The organism is Rhodococcus tibetensis, from assembly GCF_024438035.1.
Classification (GTDB): domain Bacteria; phylum Actinomycetota; class Actinomycetes; order Mycobacteriales; family Mycobacteriaceae; genus Rhodococcus_F; species Rhodococcus_F tibetensis.
Window position 1 is genome coordinate 17,408 of sequence record NZ_JANFQF010000034.1, and the last position, 21,259, is coordinate 38,666.

The 21,259-nt window shown below is 68.1% G+C and carries 18 protein-coding genes and 1 tRNA gene; 4 read left to right on the top strand and 15 right to left on the bottom strand.

Annotated features, from left to right (window positions below; all coding sequences use genetic code 11):
* Positions 1 to 175: 175 nt before the first annotated feature.
* The 5 genes from thrB to argS are packed head-to-tail and all read right to left on the bottom strand — an operon-like array spanning position 176 to position 6,624.
* Positions 176 to 1,120 carry a homoserine kinase gene (gene thrB, locus NOF53_RS26320; protein ID WP_255974437.1) on the bottom strand — a complete coding sequence of 315 codons (945 nt, stop codon included), beginning with the start codon at positions 1,118 to 1,120 and terminating at the stop codon, positions 176 to 178.
* 44 nt (positions 1,121 to 1,164) lie between these two features.
* Positions 1,165 to 2,247, bottom strand: a complete 1,083-nt coding sequence (gene thrC / locus NOF53_RS26325) for a threonine synthase (RefSeq protein WP_109328683.1) — start codon at positions 2,245 to 2,247, stop codon at positions 1,165 to 1,167.
* Positions 2,244 to 3,557, bottom strand: coding sequence for a homoserine dehydrogenase (locus tag NOF53_RS26330; protein WP_255974440.1), 1,314 nt, complete (start codon positions 3,555 to 3,557; stop codon positions 2,244 to 2,246). Before NOF53_RS26330 ends, thrC begins: the two co-directional genes overlap by 4 nt.
* On the bottom strand, positions 3,554 to 4,975 hold the full coding sequence (lysA, locus tag NOF53_RS26335) for a diaminopimelate decarboxylase (protein WP_255974442.1): 1,422 nt from the start codon (positions 4,973 to 4,975) through the stop codon (positions 3,554 to 3,556). The genes NOF53_RS26330 and lysA overlap by 4 nt, the downstream gene beginning before the upstream one ends.
* A complete protein-coding gene (gene argS / locus NOF53_RS26340; RefSeq protein ID WP_255974444.1) occupies positions 4,972 to 6,624 on the bottom strand; it encodes an arginine--tRNA ligase in 1,653 nt (550 codons plus the stop codon). The genes lysA and argS overlap by 4 nt, the downstream gene beginning before the upstream one ends.
* 218 nt (positions 6,625 to 6,842) lie before the next feature.
* Here argS and NOF53_RS26345 point away from each other — a divergent pair, with 218 nt between their 5' ends.
* Together NOF53_RS26345 and NOF53_RS26350 are read left to right on the top strand one after the other, a co-directional pair.
* Positions 6,843 to 7,763, top strand: a complete 921-nt coding sequence (locus NOF53_RS26345) for a thioredoxin-like domain-containing protein (protein ID WP_255974446.1) — start codon at positions 6,843 to 6,845, stop codon at positions 7,761 to 7,763.
* Entirely contained in the window at positions 7,756 to 8,466 is a 711-nt protein-coding gene (locus NOF53_RS26350) for a DUF305 domain-containing protein (RefSeq protein ID WP_255974448.1), read from the top strand. The genes NOF53_RS26345 and NOF53_RS26350 overlap by 8 nt, the downstream gene beginning before the upstream one ends.
* A gap of 9 nt (positions 8,467 to 8,475) precedes the next feature.
* Here NOF53_RS26350 and NOF53_RS26355 read toward each other — a convergent pair whose 3' ends face one another.
* Complete coding sequence (locus NOF53_RS26355) at positions 8,476 to 10,878, bottom strand: phosphoketolase family protein (protein WP_255974450.1); 2,403 nt, start codon at positions 10,876 to 10,878, stop codon at positions 8,476 to 8,478.
* A 166-nt stretch (positions 10,879 to 11,044) separates the two neighbouring features.
* Here NOF53_RS26355 and NOF53_RS26360 point away from each other — a divergent pair.
* Together NOF53_RS26360 and NOF53_RS26365 are read left to right on the top strand one after the other, a co-directional pair.
* Positions 11,045 to 11,120, top strand: a tRNA-Arg gene (locus NOF53_RS26360).
* Between the two features lie 218 nt (positions 11,121 to 11,338).
* Positions 11,339 to 12,499 carry a N(5)-(carboxyethyl)ornithine synthase gene (locus NOF53_RS26365; protein WP_255974453.1) on the top strand — a complete coding sequence of 387 codons (1,161 nt, stop codon included), beginning with the start codon at positions 11,339 to 11,341 and terminating at the stop codon, positions 12,497 to 12,499.
* Positions 12,500 to 12,572: 73 nt separating this feature from the next.
* Here the strand turns inward: NOF53_RS26365 and NOF53_RS26370 are convergent, their stop codons facing one another.
* The 9 genes from NOF53_RS26370 to NOF53_RS26410 all read right to left on the bottom strand — a co-directional run.
* Positions 12,573 to 14,231 (bottom strand): AMP-binding protein, encoded by a 1,659-nt coding sequence (locus NOF53_RS26370; RefSeq protein ID WP_255974455.1) that lies wholly within the window; start codon positions 14,229 to 14,231, stop codon positions 12,573 to 12,575.
* 53 nt (positions 14,232 to 14,284) lie between these two features.
* Positions 14,285 to 15,073, bottom strand: a complete 789-nt coding sequence (locus tag NOF53_RS26375) for a RhlG family 3-oxoacyl-ACP reductase (protein WP_255974457.1) — start codon at positions 15,071 to 15,073, stop codon at positions 14,285 to 14,287.
* An 11-nt stretch (positions 15,074 to 15,084) separates the two neighbouring features.
* Entirely contained in the window at positions 15,085 to 16,068 is a 984-nt protein-coding gene (locus NOF53_RS26380; protein WP_255974459.1) for an NADPH:quinone oxidoreductase family protein, read from the bottom strand.
* Between the two features lie 35 nt (positions 16,069 to 16,103).
* The gene (locus tag NOF53_RS26385) at positions 16,104 to 17,204 is read right to left on the bottom strand and encodes an acyl-CoA dehydrogenase family protein (RefSeq protein ID WP_255974461.1); all 1,101 of its coding nucleotides are present in this window, start codon (positions 17,202 to 17,204) and stop codon (positions 16,104 to 16,106) included.
* On the bottom strand, positions 17,201 to 18,391 hold the full coding sequence (locus NOF53_RS26390) for an acyl-CoA dehydrogenase family protein (protein ID WP_255974464.1): 1,191 nt from the start codon (positions 18,389 to 18,391) through the stop codon (positions 17,201 to 17,203). Before NOF53_RS26390 ends, NOF53_RS26385 begins: the two co-directional genes overlap by 4 nt.
* Positions 18,392 to 18,396: 5 nt before the next feature.
* Positions 18,397 to 19,158: a 3-oxoacyl-ACP reductase FabG gene (gene fabG / locus NOF53_RS26395; RefSeq protein WP_255974466.1), complete on the bottom strand. Its 762-nt coding sequence runs from the start codon at positions 19,156 to 19,158 to the stop codon at positions 18,397 to 18,399.
* Positions 19,159 to 19,168: 10 nt separating this feature from the next.
* Entirely contained in the window at positions 19,169 to 20,203 is a 1,035-nt protein-coding gene (locus tag NOF53_RS26400) for a phosphotransferase family protein (protein WP_255974469.1), read from the bottom strand.
* Positions 20,196 to 20,978: an SDR family oxidoreductase gene (locus tag NOF53_RS26405; protein WP_255974471.1), complete on the bottom strand. Its 783-nt coding sequence runs from the start codon at positions 20,976 to 20,978 to the stop codon at positions 20,196 to 20,198. The genes NOF53_RS26400 and NOF53_RS26405 overlap by 8 nt, the downstream gene beginning before the upstream one ends.
* A gap of 2 nt (positions 20,979 to 20,980) precedes the next feature.
* On the bottom strand, positions 20,981 to 21,259 hold a 279-nt coding region (locus NOF53_RS26410; protein ID WP_255974473.1), incomplete at its 5' end, for an acyl-CoA dehydrogenase family protein.

A 21,259-nucleotide genomic window follows, 5' to 3' on the forward strand; every position in this document is an offset into this window, starting at 1 on the left:
ACTCGCAATCCCTACACAACAGAAAGTGCGGAGGATCGTGCCAGGAGCCGTCAAACCCGATTGACCGGGAGTAATCGACCTGGTGAAGCACCGGCGTCTGATGCGCACGATGTACGGACATTGCCCAGGATAGCTGTGAACGACCGTAGGGGCAAGAAGACCCGTTTCCGGCGTGTCAGCTGATCCGGACGCCGTCGGCCACGTCGAGATCGAGGACCTGCAGTCCCTCTGTCTCCGCGCGTGCACGGAGATCTTCCGGTAGCGGCTCGGTGCTCAACGCGAGAACTGTCGGTCCTGCCCCGGACACCGCCGCGGCGATGCCGGCTTTCCGCAACAAGGTGATCCACCGGGTGGTGAGCGGGAGCGCGGGAGCCCGCTGGATTTGATGGAGCCGATCCTCGGTCGCCGGCAGCAGGAGGTCCGGCCGCTCCGTGAGGGCCACCACAGCAAGCGCGCCGCGACTGACGTTGAATGCGGCATCACGGTGCGGCACGAGCTCGGGCAGCAAACCTCGGGTGTGGGCGGTCGACGAACGCTCCCCCGGGACCAGGGCGATCACCCGGATGGCTGGATGCACCTTCAGAGGGACCGCGAAATAGCGGTTCCCCGATGTGGAGGCGCCCGCGGACTCCTGGTCTTCACAACTCCACGACACGACAGCGCCACCCAGCACACTCGCTGCAGCATTGTCGGGGTGGCCTTCGAACTCCGACGACAACTGGACGAGTTGGTCGAGCGACAGGCCGAGTTCGGGATCGAGCTTCGTCGCGAGACCGTTGGCCGCGGCCAACCCGCCGACCACAGCAGAGGCGGACGACCCCAGCCCCCGCGAATGCGGGATTGCATTGCGGCACACGACGTCGAGGCCCTCCGCCCACACGCCGGCCGACTCCAGGCCACGTTCGATCGCGCGCACCACAAGGTGGGACGGCCCCCAGGGCACGTCCTCGGCCCCCTCCCCTTCGACGCGGATCTTCAAACCGGAACGTGTGGTGGTGACCGTGATCTCGTCGTAGAGCCCGAGCGCGATGCCGAGGGTGTCGAACCCGGGTCCGAGATTGGCACTCGACGCCGGCACACGGGATGTCACGGTGAGCCCGGTGGGCAGGGTCTGTGTCATGTCGGCGGTCTGATCCTGCGGCGTGATGGGCGTGGGCGCCACCACTACGCCAGCTCGAGGGCCGACGCGACAGCGACAGGATCGACTGGAATGGGTTGCACGACAGGCATACCTGCGAGTGCGGTGTCCGGGTCTTTCAAGCCGTTTCCGGTGACCGTGCACACCACGGTGAGTCCGGAGTCGAGCCAGCCTTCCTTCCGGGCAGCAAGCAGACCTGCGACACTCGCCGCCGACGCGGGCTCGACGAAAACGCCCTCGGTGGAGGCGATCAGCCGGTAAGCCTCGAGGATCTCCTCGTCTGTCGCGGCGCGGAACGCCCCGTGCGACTCCTCCTTCGCGGCGACCGCACCGTTCCAGGACGCGGGCGAACCGATACGGATGGCCGTTGCGATGGTCTCCGGGTCCTTGACGGGTGCACCGTGGACCAGCGGGGCGGCGCCCGCCGCCTGCACGCCGAGCATGCGCGGCTTCACGCTGGTGAGCCCGTCGGCGTAGTACTCGGAGTAGCCGCGCCAGTAGGCGGTGATGTTGCCGGCGTTGCCGACGGGAAGGGCATGGACGTCCGGAGCCTTGCCGAGCGCATCGCAGATCTCGAAGGCCGCGGTCTTCTGGCCTTCGATTCGCACCGGATTCACCGAGTTGACGAGTCCGATGGTCGGGAACTCCGCGGTGGTCTTGCGCGCCAGCTCGAGGCAGTCGTCGAAGTTGCCCTCGACCTGGATGATCCGGGCGCCGTGCATGACGGCTTGCGCCAGCTTGCCCATGGCGATCTTGCCCTGCGGCACCAGCACCGCACAGCTCATCTTCGCCTTGGCGGCGTAGGCGGCCGCCGATGCGGACGTGTTACCGGTAGACGCGCACAGCACCGCCTGCTGACCGCGCGCCAGAGCGTCGGTGACGGCCATCGTCATCCCGCGGTCCTTGAAGGAGCCGGTGGGGTTGAGGCCCTCTACCTTGAGGTAGACGTCGCAGCCCGTGATCTCCGACAGATGCCCGGCGGGAAGCAGCGGGGTGCCGCCCTCGCGGAGAGTGACCGTCTTCCAGTTCGGTCCGATGGCGAGGCGGTCACGGTAGGCCTCGATCAGCCCCGGCCACGGAGTGTGCACGGGGTTGCGGGTGCCGGTCATTGTTCGGTGCCTTCCAGTCGCAGCACGCTGGTCACAGCGGTGACGAATTCGAGTTTACTCAGTGCCTCAACGGTTTCCGACAGCGCCGAGTCGGTCGCGACATGGGTGACGACCACCAGTCGGGCGCCGTCGCCCGCGCCCTCTTGCCGCACCGTCGAAATGCTCACGCCGTGGTCCGCGAACTCGGCAGCAACGGCCGACAACACACCGGCTTTGTCCGTCACCTGCATGTTGACGTAGTAGCGCGTCGGGATGTCGCCGATGGGCGCGATCTTGAGCTTGGCGTACTTGGACTCGCGGGGACCGCGGCCACCGTTCACCTTGTTGCGGGCGGCCATCACCAGATCACCCATCACTGCCGACGCGGTGGGGGCACCGCCTGCGCCCTGACCGTAGAACATCAACCTCCCGGCGTTCTCACCCTCCACGACCACGGCGTTGAACGCTCCGTTGACCGAGGCGAGTGGGTGGTTCAGCGGCACCAGCGCCGGGTAGACCCGTGCGGAGATGCGCTCCTTGCCGTCGGGCGTGGGAATGCGCTCGCAAATGGAGAGGAGCTTGATGGTGCAGTCGAGCGCCCTCGCCGACGTCAGGTCGGCGGCGGTGATGTTCGAGATTCCCTCGCGGTACACATCCCCAGCGGTGACTCGGGTGTGGAAGGCGATGGACGCGAGGATAGCGGCCTTCGCCGCCGCGTCGTAACCCTCCACGTCGGCGGTCGGATCGGCTTCGGCGTAGCCGAGTCTTCCCGCCTCCGCAAGTGTTTCCGCGTAGTCGGCCCCGGTTTCGTCCATTGCCGACAGAATGAAGTTGGTGGTGCCGTTCACGATTCCGGCAACCTTGTTCACCCGGTCACCGGCGAGCGACTGGGTGAGCGGGCGGATCACGGGGATCGCACCGGCCACGGCCGCCTCGAAGTACAGGTCGACGCGGTGCAGCTCCGCCGCCTCGGCGAGCTCACCGGTGTGCTCGGCGAGCAGGGCCTTGTTGGCGGTGACGACGGACTTGCCGGAGTTCAGTGCCGACAGGATCAGCTTCCGCGGAAGGTCCATGCCGCCGATCACCTCGACGACGATGTCGACGTCGTCGCGCGCAACGAGCGATTCCGCGTCCGTGGTCTGCAACTCCTCCGGAACGCCTCGGTCCTTGCCTGGGCGGCGAACCGCCACTCCCCGCAACTCCAGGGGAGCACCGACACGGGCCTCGAGGTCTTCGCTGTGCTCCTGCAGGATGCGAACCACCTCGCTCCCGACATTGCCGAGGCCGAGGACGGCCACACCGATAGCGCGATGCGCCGATTCGCTCGTCACTCTTGTACCTCCAAGCTGAGCAGGTCTTCCACGGTTTCCCTCCGGAGGATCACGCGCGACTGTCCGTCGCGCACCGCCACCACGGCAGGACGGGTGAGTAGGTTGTACCTACTCGACATCGAGTAGCAGTATGCACCGGTGGCAGCGACGGCAAGCAAATCGCCGGCATCGATGTCGTCGGGCATCCAGGTGTCACGGATGACGACATCACCGGATTCGCAGTGTTTACCCACGACTCGCGACACCACCGGCTCGGCTTCGCTGACTCGGGAGACCAGCTTGGCTTCGTATTCCGCTTGGTACAGCGCTGTGCGGATGTTGTCGCTCATTCCGCCGTCGACGCTGACGTAGCGGCGAGTGAGCGCACTGCCGACGGTGACGTCCTTGATGGTGCCGACCTCGTAGAGCGTAACCGTTCCCGGCCCGGCGATCGCACGTCCCGGCTCGACGGCAAGGGTCGGCTCGGGCAGGCCGGCGAGAGCGGACTCATTACGCACGATGTCGCCGAGTTTGGCCGCGAGCTCGTCGACGGGCGGAGGGTCGTCGCTCGGCACGTACGAGATGCCCATGCCGCCACCGAGGTCGATGATCGAAATCTGGGCGGTCTTGTCTACGCCGAACTCGGCGACGACGTCGCGGAGCAGACCGATCACCCGGTGTGCAGCCACCTCGAATCCGTCTACATCGAAGATCTGGGAACCGATATGGCTGTGCAGGCCGACGAGGCGCAGATTGTCCGCGGCGAACACTCGCCGGACCGCGTCGATCGCCTTGCCGCCTGCGAGTGAAAAGCCGAACTTCTGGTCCTCGTGGGCGGTCGAGATGAACTCGTGTGTGTGCGCTTCCACGCCCACCGTCACACGAATGAGAACATCCTGGACGACACCGGCTTCGGCGGCGACTACGTCGAGGCGGTCGACCTCCATGGACGAATCCAGGACGATGTGACCCACACCGGCCTTTACCGCCGACTGAAGTTCGGCGACCGATTTGTTGTTGCCGTGCATGGCAATTCGCTCCGCGGGAAAGCCCGCATGCAACGCGATCGCCAATTCACCGCCCGAGGCGACGTCCAGAGACAAACCCTCGTCTGCCACCCAACGGGCGACCTCCCCGCAGAGAAACGCCTTGGACGCGTAGTGCACCTTGGCCGCGGGCCCGAATGCACGTGCCATGTCGCGGCACCGGGACCGGAAATCGTCCTCGTCGACGACGAACAGTGGCGTCCCGTACTTTTCGGCAAGTTCCGTGACCGCAATCCCGGCGAGGCGGACGACTCCGTCCGGACCGCGTTCCGCGTTCCGGGGCCACACCGCAGGAGAGAGTGCCGCGAATGCCGTTGCGTCGGCGGGACGATCGGGTAGGCCCGGCGCGTGTAGCTGTTCGGCGTGTTTGGGTCCGGCGGGATGCGCGTTCACATCTGCTCCGGGGCGCTGACGCCGAGAAGCGCGAGACCGTTTGCCAATACCCGACGCGAGGCGTCACACAGAGCGAGCCGCGAAACATGCAGGGGCCCGACCTCCTCGTCACCCTGAGGCAGCACCCGACACGCGCCGTAGAACCGGTGGTAGGCACCGGCCAGCTCCTCGAGATACCGCGCAATGCGGTGCGGCTCACGAAGATTCGCAGCACTGGTGACGACGCGCGGGTACTCGCCGAGGGTGCGGATGAGATCGCCTTCCTGCTCGGAGGCCAAGAGCGCGAAGTCCGGATCAGCCACGGTGATTCCCAGCTCGGCGGCGTTGCGTGCGATGGCCGACAACCTGGCGTGCGCGTACTGCACGTAGTAGACAGGATTCTCGTTGCCGGTGCTGGTCCACAGTTCGAGGTCGATGTCGATGCTCGAGTCCACCGACGAGCGGATCAACGCGTACCGGGCGGCGTCGACACCGATGGCCTCGACCAGGTCGTCGAGGGTGATGACCGTCCCGGCTCGCTTACTCATCTTCACGGCGACACCGTCGCGAACCAGATTCACCATCTGCCCGATCAGTACCTCGACGGTGTCCGGGTCGTCGCCGAACGCGGCCGCCGCAGCCTTGAGCCGGCCGATGTACCCGTGGTGGTCGGCACCGAGCATGTAGATGCACAGGTCGAAGCCGCGGGAACGCTTGTCCTGGAAGTAGGCGATGTCACCGGCGATGTACGCCGCGTTGCCGTCGCTCTTGATGACGACACGGTCCTTGTCGTCGCCGAAGTCGGTGCTCTTGAGCCACCAGGCGCCGTCCTCCTGGAAGAGGTTGCCGGAGTCCTTGAGCGTCCCGACGGCCTTTTCCACCGCACCGGACTCGAACAGCGAGTTCTCGTGGAAGTAGACGTCGAAGTCGACGCCGAACTCGTGCAGGGTGCGCTTGATGTGGGCGAACATCAGGTCGACGCCGATGGCGCGGAACACTTCCTGCTGCTCGCCCGCGGGCAGTTCCAGCACGTCGGGGCGCTGGGACTGCACCTGGGCGGCGATGTCGGCGATGTACGCGCCCGCGTATCCGTCCTCGGGGGCGGGTTCACCCTTGGCGGCCGCGATCAGCGAGCGGGAGAACCGGTCGATCTGGGCGCCGTGGTCGTTGAAGTAGTACTCGCGGGTGACCGCCGCGCCCTGGGTGGACAGGATCCGGCCCAGCGCGTCGCCCACCGCCGCCCAGCGCGTTCCACCGAGGTGGATGGGCCCGGTGGGGTTGGCGGAGACGAACTCGAGGTTGATCTTCTTGCCGTCGAGCGTGTGGCCGGACCCGAAGGCGGCACCCTCGTCGAGGATCTTCGCGACGATCGCGCCCTGCGCGTCGGCGGCCAGACGGATGTTGAGGAAGCCCGGGCCCGCGATGTCGGCGCTGTCGATGCCCTCGGCGGCGGTCAGCGCCTCGGCGAGCCAGCCGGCCAGCTCACGCGGGTTGGTACCGACCTTCTTGGCCACCTGCATTGCGACGTTGGTGGCGTAATCGCCGTGCTCGGGATTGCGCGGACGCTCGACCGTGAGAGTTTCGGGAAGCACGGACACGTCGAGTCCGCGTTCGTCGAGCACTTTCGCGGCGGTTCCGCGGAGCAGTTCGGCAAGGTCAGCTGGAGTCACAGGTATCTATCCTATGGCCAACGTGTCCCGGGCGGTGACCCGCCTTGCCGCGAGTCCCGCCGCGGGCCCGGCGACCGCCGGCGAGCGTGGCAGCGGCCACTCTCCCAGGTTGCGCTCAGGGTGGGAAAGTACAGTGGTGTCGCCCTGAGTCCCGGCCCTCAGCTTCCGGTTACCGGGGGTCGAGCGCCCGTAACCCACACACCGAAAGATCACAATCGATGCCAAGCGGTTCGGAAAGTCGCGGTCCCGATAAGAACTCGGGCGCGAAGTCGGCGAAGGCCATCAAGGCCGCCAAGAAGAAGAGCGGCGGCGCGAAAGTCAAGGGTGGCGCGTCCGCTCCGCGGAACATCCCCTGGCTGACGATCGGCGCCGGCGCTGCCGTTCTCGCACTCGTGGCGGTCCTCGCGATCAACCTGGTCCCCAAGTACCAGGCCAAGGAAGAAGCCGCGAAGTACGCGCCGAGCGCCGAGAATCCCGACCCGTCGGTCAACATCGACGGCGTCGTCAAGGTCGACTACCCGGCCGGCATCCACATCCAGCCGACGCAGCGCGTCGCGTACGACCAGTCGCCCCCGTTCGGCGGCCCCCACGACGCCATCTGGGCGACGTGCACCGGCACGGTCTACCCGAACGCGATCCGCACCGAGAACGCCGTGCACTCGCTCGAGCACGGCGCCGTGTGGATCGCCTACAACCCGGACGAGCTGTCCGCCCACCAGGTCGCGACGCTGAAGGACAAGGTGGACGGCGAGACGTACACGCTGCTGTCGCCGTACCCGGGTCTCGACAGCCCGGTCTCGCTGCAGTCATGGGGCCACCAGCTGAAGCTGGACAGCGTCGACGACGAGCGCATCGACCAGTTCATCACCGCGCTGCGGATCAACAAGAACACCTACCCGGAGGTCGGCGCGAGCTGCTCGTCCATCCCGGGCTCCGGTTTCGACCCGGACAACCCGCCGCCGTTCGACCCGAGCACACCCGGCGCGGACGCGGTCCCGATGGACGGCGGCGGCATCGCCCCGGACCAGTCGGAATCCGGTGGTGCGGGAGCGCAGCTGCCCAGCGGCATGCAGCTCCCTAGCGACCTGCAGTTGCCGTCCGATCTGCAGCAGGCGCCGGCCGAGGGCGGCAATGGCTAATTCGGCCGGACCCGCAGCCGCTCTGGCCCCGTCCCGGCCCAGTCAGCGCACAGCGCTCCTGGTCATCGGGTTGATCGGCGCCATCGCCCTCGGATTCGCGCTCGGGTTCCTCGCCCGGCTTCCGCTCGCGGACACCGGCACCCCGGTCCCCGAGGCCGGTTCCGTCGATGTCGGATTCGCGCAGGACATGAGCGTGCACCACAGCCAGGCGGTGGAGATGTCGGCGATCGCGCTGGCGGGCGCCACCGACCCGGCGGTGCGCGGCCTCGCGTACGACATCCTCACCACGCAGCAGAATCAGCTCGGGCAGATGCAAGGCTGGCTCGCGATGTGGGATCAGCCGGCGCTGCCCTCCGGCGGTTACATGGGCTGGATGGAATCCGAGCACTCCGACGGTCACGACCACGGGGCCGCCGACAGCGGGCACATGGGTTCGATGTCGAAGATGCCGGGCATGGCGTCCTCGGAGGACATGGCCGCGCTGCGTCAGGCCACCGGTCCGGCCGTCGACGTCCTGTACCTGCAGCTGATGTTGCGTCACCACGAGGGCGGGCTCCCGATGATGGAGTACGCGGCCCAGCACGCGTCGGAGGACGCGGTGCGCTCTCTCGCGCAGACGATGGTGGACACGCAGCAGAGCGAGTCGACGGTGATGACGAACATGCTCACCGCGAAGGGCGCCGCTCCCCTCCCGATGAACTGATCTCCGGCTTCACGACCACGTCCAGTCGCGCACCTCGGGCATGTCCTCGAGGTGCGCGACGACGTATTCGCCGTGCCGTTCGAGTTGCCGGAGGCAGAAGTCAGCCAGTACGCCGGCACCGGGCGGCTCCCTCCGCGTGCGCCGCAGCGCCTCGAGGACCAGGTGATAGCGGCTCATCCGGTTGAGCACGACCATGTCGAACGGTGTGGTCGTGGTGCCCTGTTCGCTGAAGCCGCGAACGTGAAACCGATCCGGGGCGGGACGCCCGTGGATCAGCTCGTGGACGGCGCGCGAGTACCCGTGGAACGCGAACACCACGTCCGTGTCCGCGGTGAACAGGTCGAGGAACATGCGTGCGTCGAATCCGTGCGGGTGTTCGGTGGGTGTGAGCAACCCCATCAGGTCGACCACGTTGACCACCCGGGTGACCAGTTCCGGCGTGTGCTCGCGCAGTAACTGCACCGCGGCGAGGATCTCCTGGGTGGGGACGTCCCCGGCGGCCGCGAGCACGACGTCCGGGTCGGCGCCCGCCGCGACTTCCGTCCCCGCCCACCCCCACACCGACGCCCCGGCCGCGCAGTGCGCATGCGCCTCCGCGAGCGTCAGGTACTGCAGGTGCGGCTGCTTGTCGACGACGATGAGATTGACGTGATCGGTGCTGCGGAGGCAGTGGTCGGAGATGGACAGCAGGGTGTTCGAGTCCGGTGGCAGCCAGATCCGGACGACGTCCGGCGCGAGCGGGATGACGGCGTCGATCATGCCCGGCCCCTGATGACTGAACCCGTTGTGGTCGTTGCGCCAGCACGTGCTGGTCAGCAGGACGTTCAGCGACGCCACCGGTGCCCGCCACGGCAGATCCACCGCATGCTGCAACCACTTCGTGTGCTGGACGAGCATCGACACGCTCACCATCGCGAACGCCTCGTAGCTGGCGAACAGCCCGTGCCGCCCCGACAACAGATACCCCTCGAGCCACCCCTCGCAGAGGTGCTCGCTGAGCACCTCCATCACCCGGCCGCGGGCCGACAGTCCGTCGTCGTAGTCGGTGACCGGCAGCTGCCAGCAGCGGTCGGTCACCTCGAACACTGCGCCCAACCGGTTGCTGGACGTTTCGTCCGGACAGAACAGCCGGAAGTACCCACCTCCGTCGGGCGTGGTGGTGGCGTCGTACAGGTCGCGGAGCAGTTCCCCGAGCACCCGGGTGGTCTCGTGGTGGGTCGTGCCGGGCTTCTCGATCGCGAGCGCATACTTCTCCAGCGGCGGCACGGGAAGATCCGCACGCAGGCGGCCGCCGTTCGCGTACGGCGACGAACCCATCCGCTTGTCGCCCTGCGGCGCCAGCCGCTCGAGGTCCGGAACGAGTGCGCCGGACGAGTCGAACAGGTCGTCCGGGCCGTACGACCGCATCCATTCCTCGAGCTGACGCAGATGCGCCTCGTTGGTCCGCACCCCCGACAGCGGAACCTGATGGGACCGGTGCGTGCCCTCGACGAGCACGCCGTCGACGGTGAGCGGACCGGTCCAGCCCTTCGGGGTCCGCAAGACGATCGCCGGCCACTTGGCTGCGCTGCGCCGACCGGTCCGCGCCTCCCGCTGCAGGTCGGTGATCGAGGTGTGTGCGTCGGTGAGGGCGCGGTGCAGCGCCGGGAAGACCTGCCGCGGGTCGTCGCCGGAGACGACGGTGGGCGCCCACCCCTGACCGCCGAGGAACGCCTCGACGTCCGCGTCGCTGGTGCGACCGTAGACGGTGGGCCCGGCGATCTTCGCTCCGTTGACGTGCAGGACCGGCAACACCGCTCCGTCGCGTTCCGGATTGAGGAAGGCGGGGAGTTTCCACGAACCGGACAGTGGTCCCGTCTCGGCCTCGCCGTCTCCGATCACGCACGCCACCAACAGATTCGGGTGATCGAACGCCGCCCCGGCGGCATGCGCGAGGGCGTACCCGAGCTCGCCGCCCTCGTGGATGCTGCCCGGAGTCTGCACGCTGACGTGACTCGGGATCCCACCCGGCGTCGAGAACTGCCGGCAGAGCCGGTGGATCCCCGCGGCATCGCGGGACACGCCCGGATACACCTCAGAGTACGTCCCCTCCAGGTATGTGGCGGCGACGAGCGCGGGACCACCGTGCCCGGGACCCGTCACGTAGAGACAGTCGGTGTCGCTCCGGCGGATGAGACGGTTCAGCAGGGCGTAGATCATCGACAGACCGGGACTCGTCCCCCAGTGCCCGAGCAGCCGGGGTTTGATGTGTTCTGGGCGAAGCGTTTCACGCAGAAGCGTGTTGTCCTGCAGGTAGATCTGCGCGACTGTCAGATAGTTGGCCGCCGCCCACCACCGCAGGTCCAGCTCGAGGTCGGAATCGGAATACTGCCCGTCGGAGTCCTGCGACCCCACCTGCCGTCCATCGGTCATTCTCGACGCCTCCTCGGGAGTTCGCGAGCGTCCTCGTCCTCCCGACACTAGGCGTGTCCGGGCCGCTACCGGGGTGAGTCCACGAAGTAGGGGGACCGATTTGGTCGATCCCACTACCCATGCGCTACGATTGGCCAGCCCAATCGGCACACCGGTTTTCCGGTGCGCCCCCGTAGCTCAGGGGATAGAGCGTTCGCCTCCGGAGCGAAAGGTCGCAGGTTCGAATCCTGCCGGGGGCACCACGAGAAACTGCGCCGCATCCCGCGGTGCACATGTTCTACCTGGTGCTACCAGTCCTCCCCGGGTGATCTCCCCGGGCTTTCTTCGAGAGCTGCAGCAGCGTCGGCCCAGGCCGCGCACATCGATTCGAACGCAGAGCTCCCTCGCAAATTCGCTGTGGGTTTCGCGGTTTCACCTTTCCGCCATCTTTCTCCCATCAGCGTCAACCGAGGGACACCCCGTGCACCAGCCCCATTCTCATCCGCTCAGCCTCGGCGTGATCGCGCGCTCGAACAAGACCGACGAACGCCGACTTCCGATCCACCCTTTGCACTTCGACCGCATCGACGCCGATCTGCGGAGCCGGATCCACCTCGAGCACGGTTACGGCGAGCCGTTCGGTGTCTCCGACGAGCAACTTGCCCACTCGGTCGCCGGGCTGCGCACGCGTGAGGAGTTGATCGCACAATCCGACGTCGTTCTGCTCCCGAAGCCCCTCACGAAGGATCTCGAAAATCTGCGTGACGGCCAGATCTTATGGGGATGGCCGCATTGTGTGCAGGACCCGGAACTCACCCAGGTGGCCATCGATCGTCAGCTGACGCTCATCGCCTTCGAGGCCATGAATCACTGGAGTGCCGAGGGGTCGTTCCAGCTGCATGTCTTCCACAAGAACAACGAGCTCGCAGGCTACTCCTCCGTGCTGCACGCCCTGTCGATCGCCGGGGCGACCGGGGACTACGGACGTCGTCTCCGCGCGGTCGTGCTCGGTTTCGGGGCCACCGCCCGCGGGGCGGTCACCGCTCTGAACGCTCTGGGAATCCACGACGTCCACGTCGTCACGCAGCGCGGCGTGACCGCCGTCAGCTCGCCCATCCACTCGGCGGAGATCGTCCAGTTCGATCACGACGGCGCCGACCCGCGGCGAAGCCACGTCACGACGGACAACGGCCGGCTGCCGCTCGCAGGCTTTCTGGCCCGTCACGACATCATCGTCAACTGTGTCCTGCAGGACACCGAGGCGCCGCTGACCTTCCTCGTCGACGAGGACATCGAAACCCTCCTCCCCGGCTGCCTCGTCGTCGACGTGTCCTGCGACGAGGGCATGGGTTTCAGTTGGGCGCGCCCCACCTCGTTCGCGGACCCGACGTTCATGATCGGCGAGAATGTCCGCTATTACGGTGTAGACCACAGTCCGTCGCACCTGTGGAACTCCGCGACGTGGGAGATCAGCGAGGCGCTTCTCCCCTACCTGCGCACCGTCCTCGACGGTCCCGTTGCCTGGGACGGCAGCGAGACGATTCGGCGGGCGATCGAAATCCGCGACGGAGTGGTGCAGAACCCCAAGATCCTGTCGTTCCAGGACCGCGCGGCCGACTACCCGCACCCAGTCCTCGCCTGAGCACCACGGACGAACGGGACGCTCGTTCGATCTGACGCAACGAGCGTCCCGTTCGTCCGGGACGGCGGCGGGTTCAGGCCGGGGTGCTGCGGCGCATTTCGCGTCGGAGGATCTTTCCGCTGGCTGTCTTGGGTAGTTCGTCGACGATTTCGACGCGCCTCGGGGCCTTGTAGCTCGCCAGCCGCTCCCGGCAGAACTGGACGAGGTCGTCCGTCTCGGCCGTCTGCCCGGGGCGGAGGCTGACGAACGCGGCGACGGTCTCGCCGCGGTAGCTGTCCGGCTCCCCGACGACGGCGGCCTCCCGGACCGCGGGATGCCGGTAGAGGACGTCCTCGACCTCGCGGGGCCAGACCTTGAACCCGGACGCGTTGATCATGTCCTTCTTGCGGTCGACGACGTACACCCAGCCGTGGGCGTCCATGAATCCCACGTCGCCGGTGAGCAGCCGGCCGCCGGGCAGCGATTGCGCCGTGGCGTCGGGATTGTTCCAGTACGCGGGCACGACCATCGGCCCGTCGACGGCGATCTCCCCGACCTCGAGTGGGTCGAGGTCCTGCCCGTCCTCCCCGACGATCCGGATCACGGCGGAGGGAAGGGGCAGGCCGATCGCCAGCGTGCCCGACGACGGATCGACCGGCGCCTCCAGGTTCGGCGGGACGACGACGCACGGCGCGCTGGTCTCGGTGAGCCCGTAGCCGTTGCGGATGTACTTTCCGGTCAGCTCCCGGAACCGTTCGACGATGGCAGGCGGCAGTGGGGCGCCACCGGACATCACGGCCTCCAGTGAGGCGAAGCGCTCACCGGAGAAGTCGGGGTGGGCCATCAGCGCCATGTAGGCGGTGGACGGGCCGACCATGAACACCGGCTGCTCCCGCTCGAGGGCGTCGAGTACGACCCCTGCGTCGAACCGGTATGCGAGGATCAGCGGGGACGCCAGGTCGATCGCAGTGAGCAACTGGCACACCATGCCCGTGATGTGGAACAGCGGTGCGAGCGCGAAGATCGGCGAACCGGCGGGCTTGCTCTCGTACAGGCGCAGGATGGAACTGTTGACGGTGAGATTCCGGTGGGTGTTGGTCGCACCCTTGGGGACTCCACTCGTTCCGGACGTGTAGGACACCAGCGCGATGTCGTCCGGGACCAGACCGGGATCCGGCACGTCGGCCCCCGCGCGCGCACGGGCCACCTCGAGCAGGTCGGGCACGCCCTCGGCGCGCACCCGGGTCACGCCCCCGAACACCCGTGGGTCGTCCGACGTCTGAATGTCGAGTTCGCTCGCGGTCATCGCGATCCGCACACCCGCGGCGGACGCGCGTTCACCCACCCGGTCTGCCCACGCGTTCTCACTGCACACGATCGCGGTGACCCCCGCGTCGGTGAGGATGTGCGCGAGCTCGTCCCGGTACATCGGGTTCAGGGGGACGACGACACCGCCTGCCTTCCACGTTCCGATCAAGGCGAGCACGAACTGCGGGATGTTCTGCAGGTAGATTGCGAGCCGGTCACCTCGTCCGAACCCATTCTCCAGCAGGTAGGCGGCCACACCGTCGCTGAGTTCGTCGACCTCGCGGTAGTCGAGGGTGCCTCCGAGGTACCGAATGGCCGGCCCGTCCGGGGCGGATTCGACCGCGGCCGAGAACATGTCGAGCGCTGTCCGGGCGGGGATCTCCCCCACCGAACGCGTGTTCTCGTCGTACCGTTCCATCCAGGGCCTGTCGTCGTACCAGCTCATCGCCGCCGTACCGCCTCTCGCTCGTTCCGTGTTCCGACTGTGTGACGTGCTGTTCAACGTGTTCCCGAGATCCCGCCGTCGACGGGGACTACCGTGCCGGTGAGGTAGGCCCCGGCGCGCGAGGAGAGGAAGATCGCGGTGCCCGCGACGTCTTCCGGTGTGCCGACCCGGCCGAGCGGGACCGATCCCTCGACGGCCTCCCTGCGATCCGGATCGTCGAGGACGAACGCCATCATCTTGCTCGGAAACGGTCCGGGGGCAATGGCATTGACGGTGATCCGCTCGGCGGCCAGCGTCGCTGCGAGCTTGCGGGTGAGCATGTGGACCGCGGCCTTGCTCGCCCCGTACGAGAAGTTCTCGCTACCCGACACCACGAGTCCCTCGATCGACCCGATGTTGATCACCCGGGCGGGATCGCCGTCCGTCGCCGCGGCCCGCAGACTCGGCAGCAACGCCTGGGTGAGCATGAACACGCCCTTGACGTTGATGTCGAAGATCTTGTCGAATCCGGCGGCGGGGAACTCGTCGACCGGTGCACCCCACGTCGCTCCGGCGTTGTTCACCAGGACGTCCAGTCGGGGCGACACCTCGGCGACCCGCGCGACAAGTCCCTCGATCCCCTCCTCGGCGGACAGGTCGGCGGGGTGTGCGGAACACGTCCCCGGCCCGGCGGCGGACAGTTCGGCCGCGGCCTTCTCGCATGCCTCGGCCTTGCGGGCGGAGATGATCACGGTCGCCCCGGCCTCGACGAATCCCTGCGCGATCATCCGGCCGATACCCCGCGAACCTCCGGTGACCACCACGGTCTTGCCCGCGACGTCGAACAGTGAACCTACGTCCATGTGCGTTCCCTTCAGGGTTGGAAGACGAGGCGGCCGACGGTGCTGCCGTCACCGAGACGGCCGATGCCGTCGGCCACGTCCGCGAGCGAGAGCCGCTCGCTGATGAGCGGCATGATCGCACCGGAGTCGGCGAGACGGGTCAGTTCCTCGTGGCAGTCGGCGATCGCCTGCTGGTTGTACTGCTTGTACAGACCCCAGTGCAGCCCGATGATCGAGTAGTTCTTGATCAGGGCGTGATTGAGGCCGGGTGTCGGGATGGTGCCGCCGGCGAAGCCGATGATCAGGATTCGGCCTTCGAACGCGATGCACTTGGTGGACTTCGCGTAGGCGTCGCCGCCGACCGGGTCGTAGACGACGTCCGCGCCGCGTCCGCCGCTGAATTCCTTGACCAGCGGAACGAAATCGTCGGTGTGCCGGTCGATCACCAGATCCGCCCCCAGCCGGCGGCAGTACTCGACCTTGTCCGCGCCTCCGACGACGCCGATCACCTTCGCTCCCGCGGCCTTGCCCAATTGCACTGCGGCGCTGCCCACTCCGCCCGCGGCGGCATGGACGAGCAGCGTCTCCCCCGGCTTCAGCTGGGTGCGCCGGTGGAGGGCGAACCAGCTCGTCTGGTAGCCGATGCTCAACGCCGACGCCTCGGCATCGTCGAGCGCGGACGGTGCGGCGAACGTGTTGGCCTCGTCCATCACGGCCAGCTGGGCGAATCCGCCGCCGGGCAGGTTGGGGTTGCCGATCACCCGGTCGCCGACGGCGAAGCGGGTCACGCCCTCGCCGACCGCCAGCACTTCGCCGCACAGCTCGACTCCGGGTGTGAACGGCAGCGGCGGCTTGATCTGGTACTCGCCGCGGCACAGCAGCACGTCGGGGAAGTTCGCCGGTGCGGCGAGAACCTTCACCAGCACCTGGCCGGGGCCCGGTGTGGGGTCCGGGACCTCCTCGAGTTGCAGCGCGGTGCGCGGCTCGCCGAGTTCGTGGACACGCCATGCCTTCATGGATTGTTTCCTGACTGTCGGTGATGGAGCTCGGGTTACGCGGGCAGGTCGATCAGTTCGGCGAGATGCGCGCGTTGACGGTAGGCGGTGCCGAACGCGAGCTGATCGCTCTTCGCCCTCTTCAGATACAGGTGCGCGGGGTATTCCCAGGTCATGCCGATGCCGCCGTGCAGCTGTACGCATTCCTCGGCGGCGTGGACGGCGACGTCGCTGCAGTACGCCTGCGCGACAGCGGCCGCGACCTCGGTGTCCGCGTCGCCCCGGGCGGCGGTGTCCGCGGCGTAGCGGGCAGCGGCGGCCGCGGAGGTGACCTCGAGCCACAGGTCGGCGAGGCGGTGCTTGATCGCCTGGAACGACCCGACGGCGCGGCCGAACTGGGTTCGTTCCTTGACGTACGCCAGGGTGGTCTCGAAGCACCACTGCGCGAGCCCGAGTTGCTCGGAGGCGAGCAGTGCGGCGCCGACGACGAGGGCGTCCCGGACCGCCGCCGCGGCATTGCCGTCGTCGATGCGGGTGGATGCGGCGCCGTCGAAGGCGACATCCGACAGTGGCCGGGTCATGTCGAGCGCGAGCACGGGCGTGACCGTGACGCCGGCGGTGCCGGCGGGCACCGTGTGCAGTTCGAGTCCACCCGGACCCAGGGCGGGCACGATCAGGATGTCGGCCTCCGAGACCCCCGCGACGCTGGTCACGGTGCCCGTCAGGGCGTCGCCCTCTCGGCGCACGGTCGGGGTGAACCGCCCCGGTGCGGTCGCGAGCCCGACCGTGAGTGCACCGGTGGTCGTCCCGTCGGCGAGTGCGCCGACCGTTCGCGTGTCTCCCGCCTTCAGCAGCGCGACCGTCGCGAGCACGGCGCTGGAAAGGTATGGGACGGGCGCGACGGCACGTCCGATCTCCTCCATGACCACCGCGGCCTCACGTGCGCTCGCTCCGGCGCCGCCCAGGTCCTCGGGAACGAGCAGGCCGGCCAGTCCGAGTTCGACGGCGAGGGATTTCCATACTCCGGAGAAGTCGGCGGGTGCCCGGTCGTACGCCCCGACCACCAGCTCCGGTGGGCAGCGGTCGGCGAGGAGGCGGCGGACGGAGTCGCGCAGGGCGTCTTCCGTGTCGGAGTACAGCAGATCTGCGGTGCTCATCGGGGTAGGTCCTTCCAGGCGATGTCCTTGTCGACGCGGTGCTCCGGCGGGAGGCCGAGGACGCGTTCTGCGATGACGTTGCGCAGGATCTCGGACGTGCCGCCCTCGATCGAGTTGCCTTTCGCGCGCAGGTACCGGTAGCCGGGTTCACGCCCGGTGAAGTCGACCTTGTCGGGGCGGCGCATGGTCCAGTCGTCGTACCGCAGCCCGGCCTCGCCGTGGAGTTCGATGTCGAAACCCGAGATGGTCTGCGCGAGCCGGGCGAAGGCCAGCTTCAGGCCGGATCCCTCCGGGCCGGGTTGCCCGGCCTCGAGTTGCTGCCGCAGGCGTTCCCCGGTCAGCCGGGCGACCTCCGCTTCGACCCACAGCCGGAGCAGTTCGTCGTGCATCGCCGGGTCGCGGAGTTCGGGTTGCTCCCGCCAGGCCTGTGCGACCGGTCCGATCAGGCCGCTCTCGCGGGCGGCCGCGGAACCGCCGATCGCGACGCGCTCGTTGTTGAGGGTCGCGGTGGCCACCCGCCAGCCCTGCCCCTCGTCGCCGAGCCGATCGGTATCGGGAATGTGGACGTCGGTGAGGAACACTTCATTGAACTCGGCCTCACCGGTGATCTGCCGCAACGGCCGGACGTCGATACCCGGATCGCTCATGTCGCACAGGAAGTAGGTGAGCCCGGCGTGCTTGGACACCGTCGGATCCGTCCGGGCCACGAGGATGGCCATCTGCGCGTTCTGCGCCCCCGACGTCCACACCTTCTGCCCGTTGACCGTCCAACCGTCACCCTCACGGACGGCTCGCGTCGCGACCGCGGCCAGGTCGGAGCCCGCACCCGGTTCGCTGAACAACTGGCAGTAGATGTGCTCGCTGGTGAAGATCGGCCGAAGGTACTTCTGCTGTTGTTCCTCGGTGCCGAACGCGGCGATGGTCGGCGCGGCCATACCCAATCCGATCCCGTTGCGGCCCTTCGCCGGACCGGGCGCTCCGGCGGCCGCGAGTTCGGCGTCGACCTGCGCCTGGAAGCTCTGCGGCAGACCGAGTCCGCCGCGTCCCGGCGGGAAGTGGACCCACGCGAGGCCGGCGTCGAATCGGGCTCCGAGAAACCCGGCCGGATCCGACAGGTCGTTCTGATCGACGAGAGTCGCGACGCGGCCACTGAGGTCGCGTGCGATCGCCTGTTCATCAGTGGTCATGTTCCTCAGTCCTTCGGTCCGCCGGCCACGTAGATCACTTGTCCGGACACGAATCCGGCACCCTCACTCGCCAAGAACGACGCGGTGTTGGCGATGTCCTCGGGCTGTCCGACGCGGTTCACCGGGATCTGCGACGCCGCCGCCTTCTTGAAGTCCTCGAATCCGACGCCCATGCGTTCGGCGGTGGCGGCGGTCATCTCGGTCTCGATGAAGCCCGGCGCGATCGCGTTGGCGGTGACCCCGAACTTGCCCAGTTCGATGGCGAGGGTCTTGGTGAAGCCCTGCATGCCTGCCTTGGCGGCGGAGTAGTTGACCTGCCCGCGGTTGCCGAGCGCGGACGTGCTCGAGAGGTTCACGACGCGGCCGAACCCGGCGTCGACCATGTGCTGCTGCACGGCCCGCGACATCAGGAACGCACCGCGCAGGTGCACGTTCATGACCGCGTCCCAGTCGTCGACGGTCATCTTGAACAACAGGTTGTCACGGGTGATCCCGGCGTTGTTGATCAAGATCGTCGGGGCACCGAGTTCGGTCGCCACCCGCTCGACTGCCGCGGCGACCGACGCCTCGTCGGCGACGTTCGCGCCCACGGCGAGTGCCCGGCCTCCGGTGGACTCGATAGCGTCGGCGGTTGCCGCGCAGGCGGACTCGTCGAGGTCGAGCACGGCCACCGCGTACCCGTCGCTCGCCAGTTTCTTCGCCACCGCGGCACCGATGCCCCGTGCCGCGCCGGTGACGATTGCCGTTCTCTTCATGAAGTTCTCCATCGTCGTGTGATCAGATTCCGGCCCGGGCGGCGATGTCGCACGCCTTGGCCACGAGGTCGTCGATGCGCTCGACGGTCGGGGTGCCCGCGGCCGCCTTGTTCTGCGGTTCGTCCCGCGCGCGGCGCATGACGCCCTCGGCGATGACCGCGACCTTCCACAGGCCGAGGACGTGCCAGAACGCCAGGGCCCCCGGGTCGCGCCCGGTCTCGTCGAGGTACACCCCGGCGATCTCCACCCGGTCCGGGAAACCGTCGAGGGTGGACGCGGGGAAGTCGCCGCCGGTGGTCTCGCCCGGCTCCGGCCAGTACGCGAGCAGGCTGCCGACGTCGGCGAGCGGGTCGCCGAGGGTGCACAACTCCCAGTCCAGGGCCGCGGTCACCTCCCCGGCCTGGTGGGACGTGATGACGTTGCGCAGATGGAAGTCGCCGTGCACCAGTGTCAGTTCCCGCTGCTCCGGTACCGAAGCGGCGAGCCGCCGTGTCAGGTCGTCGAGGGCGGGCAGCTCGCGGGTCTTCGACTTCTCCCACTGACCCGACCACCGCTTGAGCTGACGCTGCGCGTACGGCTTGTGGCTGGCCAGGTCGGTCAACCCGGTCCGGTCGAGGTCCACCGCGTGGATCTTCGCCAACGTCCGCGGCAGCGACAGACCGATCGCCCGGCGACGTTCCGGCGTCAGGGACTCCGCGATCGACATGCGATCGACGACCTGTCCGTCGACGAACTCCATCAGCAGCAGCGGTACCTCGGTCACCTCCGGGTCGTCGGTGAGCCCGAACACCCGCGGGGTGGGCACCGCGGTGTCCTCGAGGGCGGAGAGGATCCGCGCCTCCCGGGCGACGTCGTGGGCCGACGCCAGCAGGTGTCCGAGAGGTGGGCGCCGGAGCACCCATCTGCCACCCGCCTCGTCCCGGACGAGGTAGGTGAGGTTCGACTGGCCGAGTCCGATCCGGTCGAAGGTCAGCGGTCCGGCACTGTCGATGCCGAGCGTGCCGAACCAGCGGCTCACGGCCTCGATGTCGATGCCGACGACGTCCACGCTAGACACCGAGCTGGGCCCCCTGCCGGAACGGGAGGGCGTCGCCGAGCAGTTGACCGCCGTCGATCACCATGGTTTCGCCGGTAATCCAGCTCGCGGCATCGGAGACGAGGAACGCGACCGCGGACGCGATGTCCTCGGGTTCACCGATCCGCCCCAGGGCCGTGGACGCCGACACGGCCTGCTCGTGTTCCTTCCACAGTGCCTCGGCCAGCTTGGTCCGCACCACACCCGGGGCGACTGCGTTGACCCGCACCTTCGGTGAGAGTTCCAGTGCCAGTTGCTTGGTGACGTGAATCAGCGCGGCTTTGGACGCGTTGTACAGGCCGATGTTCGCCTCGAAGGCCATGCCGCCGATGGAGGCGGTGTTGACCACGGCGCCGCCGTGCTCGCCCATCCACGCCTTGGTGGCGAGCCCGGTCCACAGCACCGGCGCCCACACGTTCACGTCGAAGGTCTTGGCGAATCGCGAGTGGTCCTGGTCGATGATCGGCCCGAACGCGGGGTTGGTTCCCGCGTTGTTGACCAGGATGTCCAGGCTGCCGAAGCGTTCGAGGGTGACGTCGACGCAGCGCCGGGCGGCGTCTTCGTCGACGGCGTGGGCGGCGATTCCGATCGCGGTGCCCCCGACCTGGGCCGCGGCGGCGTCGGCCGATTCCTGGGACCGCGAGGTGAGCACCACGTTGCCGCCCGCGGCCGCGATGGCCTGGGCGACGGCCAGACCGATGCCCCGCGAGGCGCCGGTGACGATCGCGGTGCGTCCGTTGAGGTCGAGTCCGGCCATGTTCAGCTCACCGCAACCTTGTGTCCGTTGGTGGAGGCGCTGACGGCGGTGTCGCGGTACTGCCGGAGTTCCTGCCGCGCGATGGCGCGCTTGTGGACTTCGTCGGGACCGTCCGCCAGGCGCAGCGTGCGCAGGTGCGCCCAGGCCATGGCGAGGGGGAAGTCGTCGGTGACACCCGCGCCGCCGTGCACCTGAATCGCCCGATCGATGATCTTCAACGCAATGTTGGGCGCAGCCACCTTGATCGCCGCGATCTCCGTGCGCGCCTCCTTGTTGCCGAC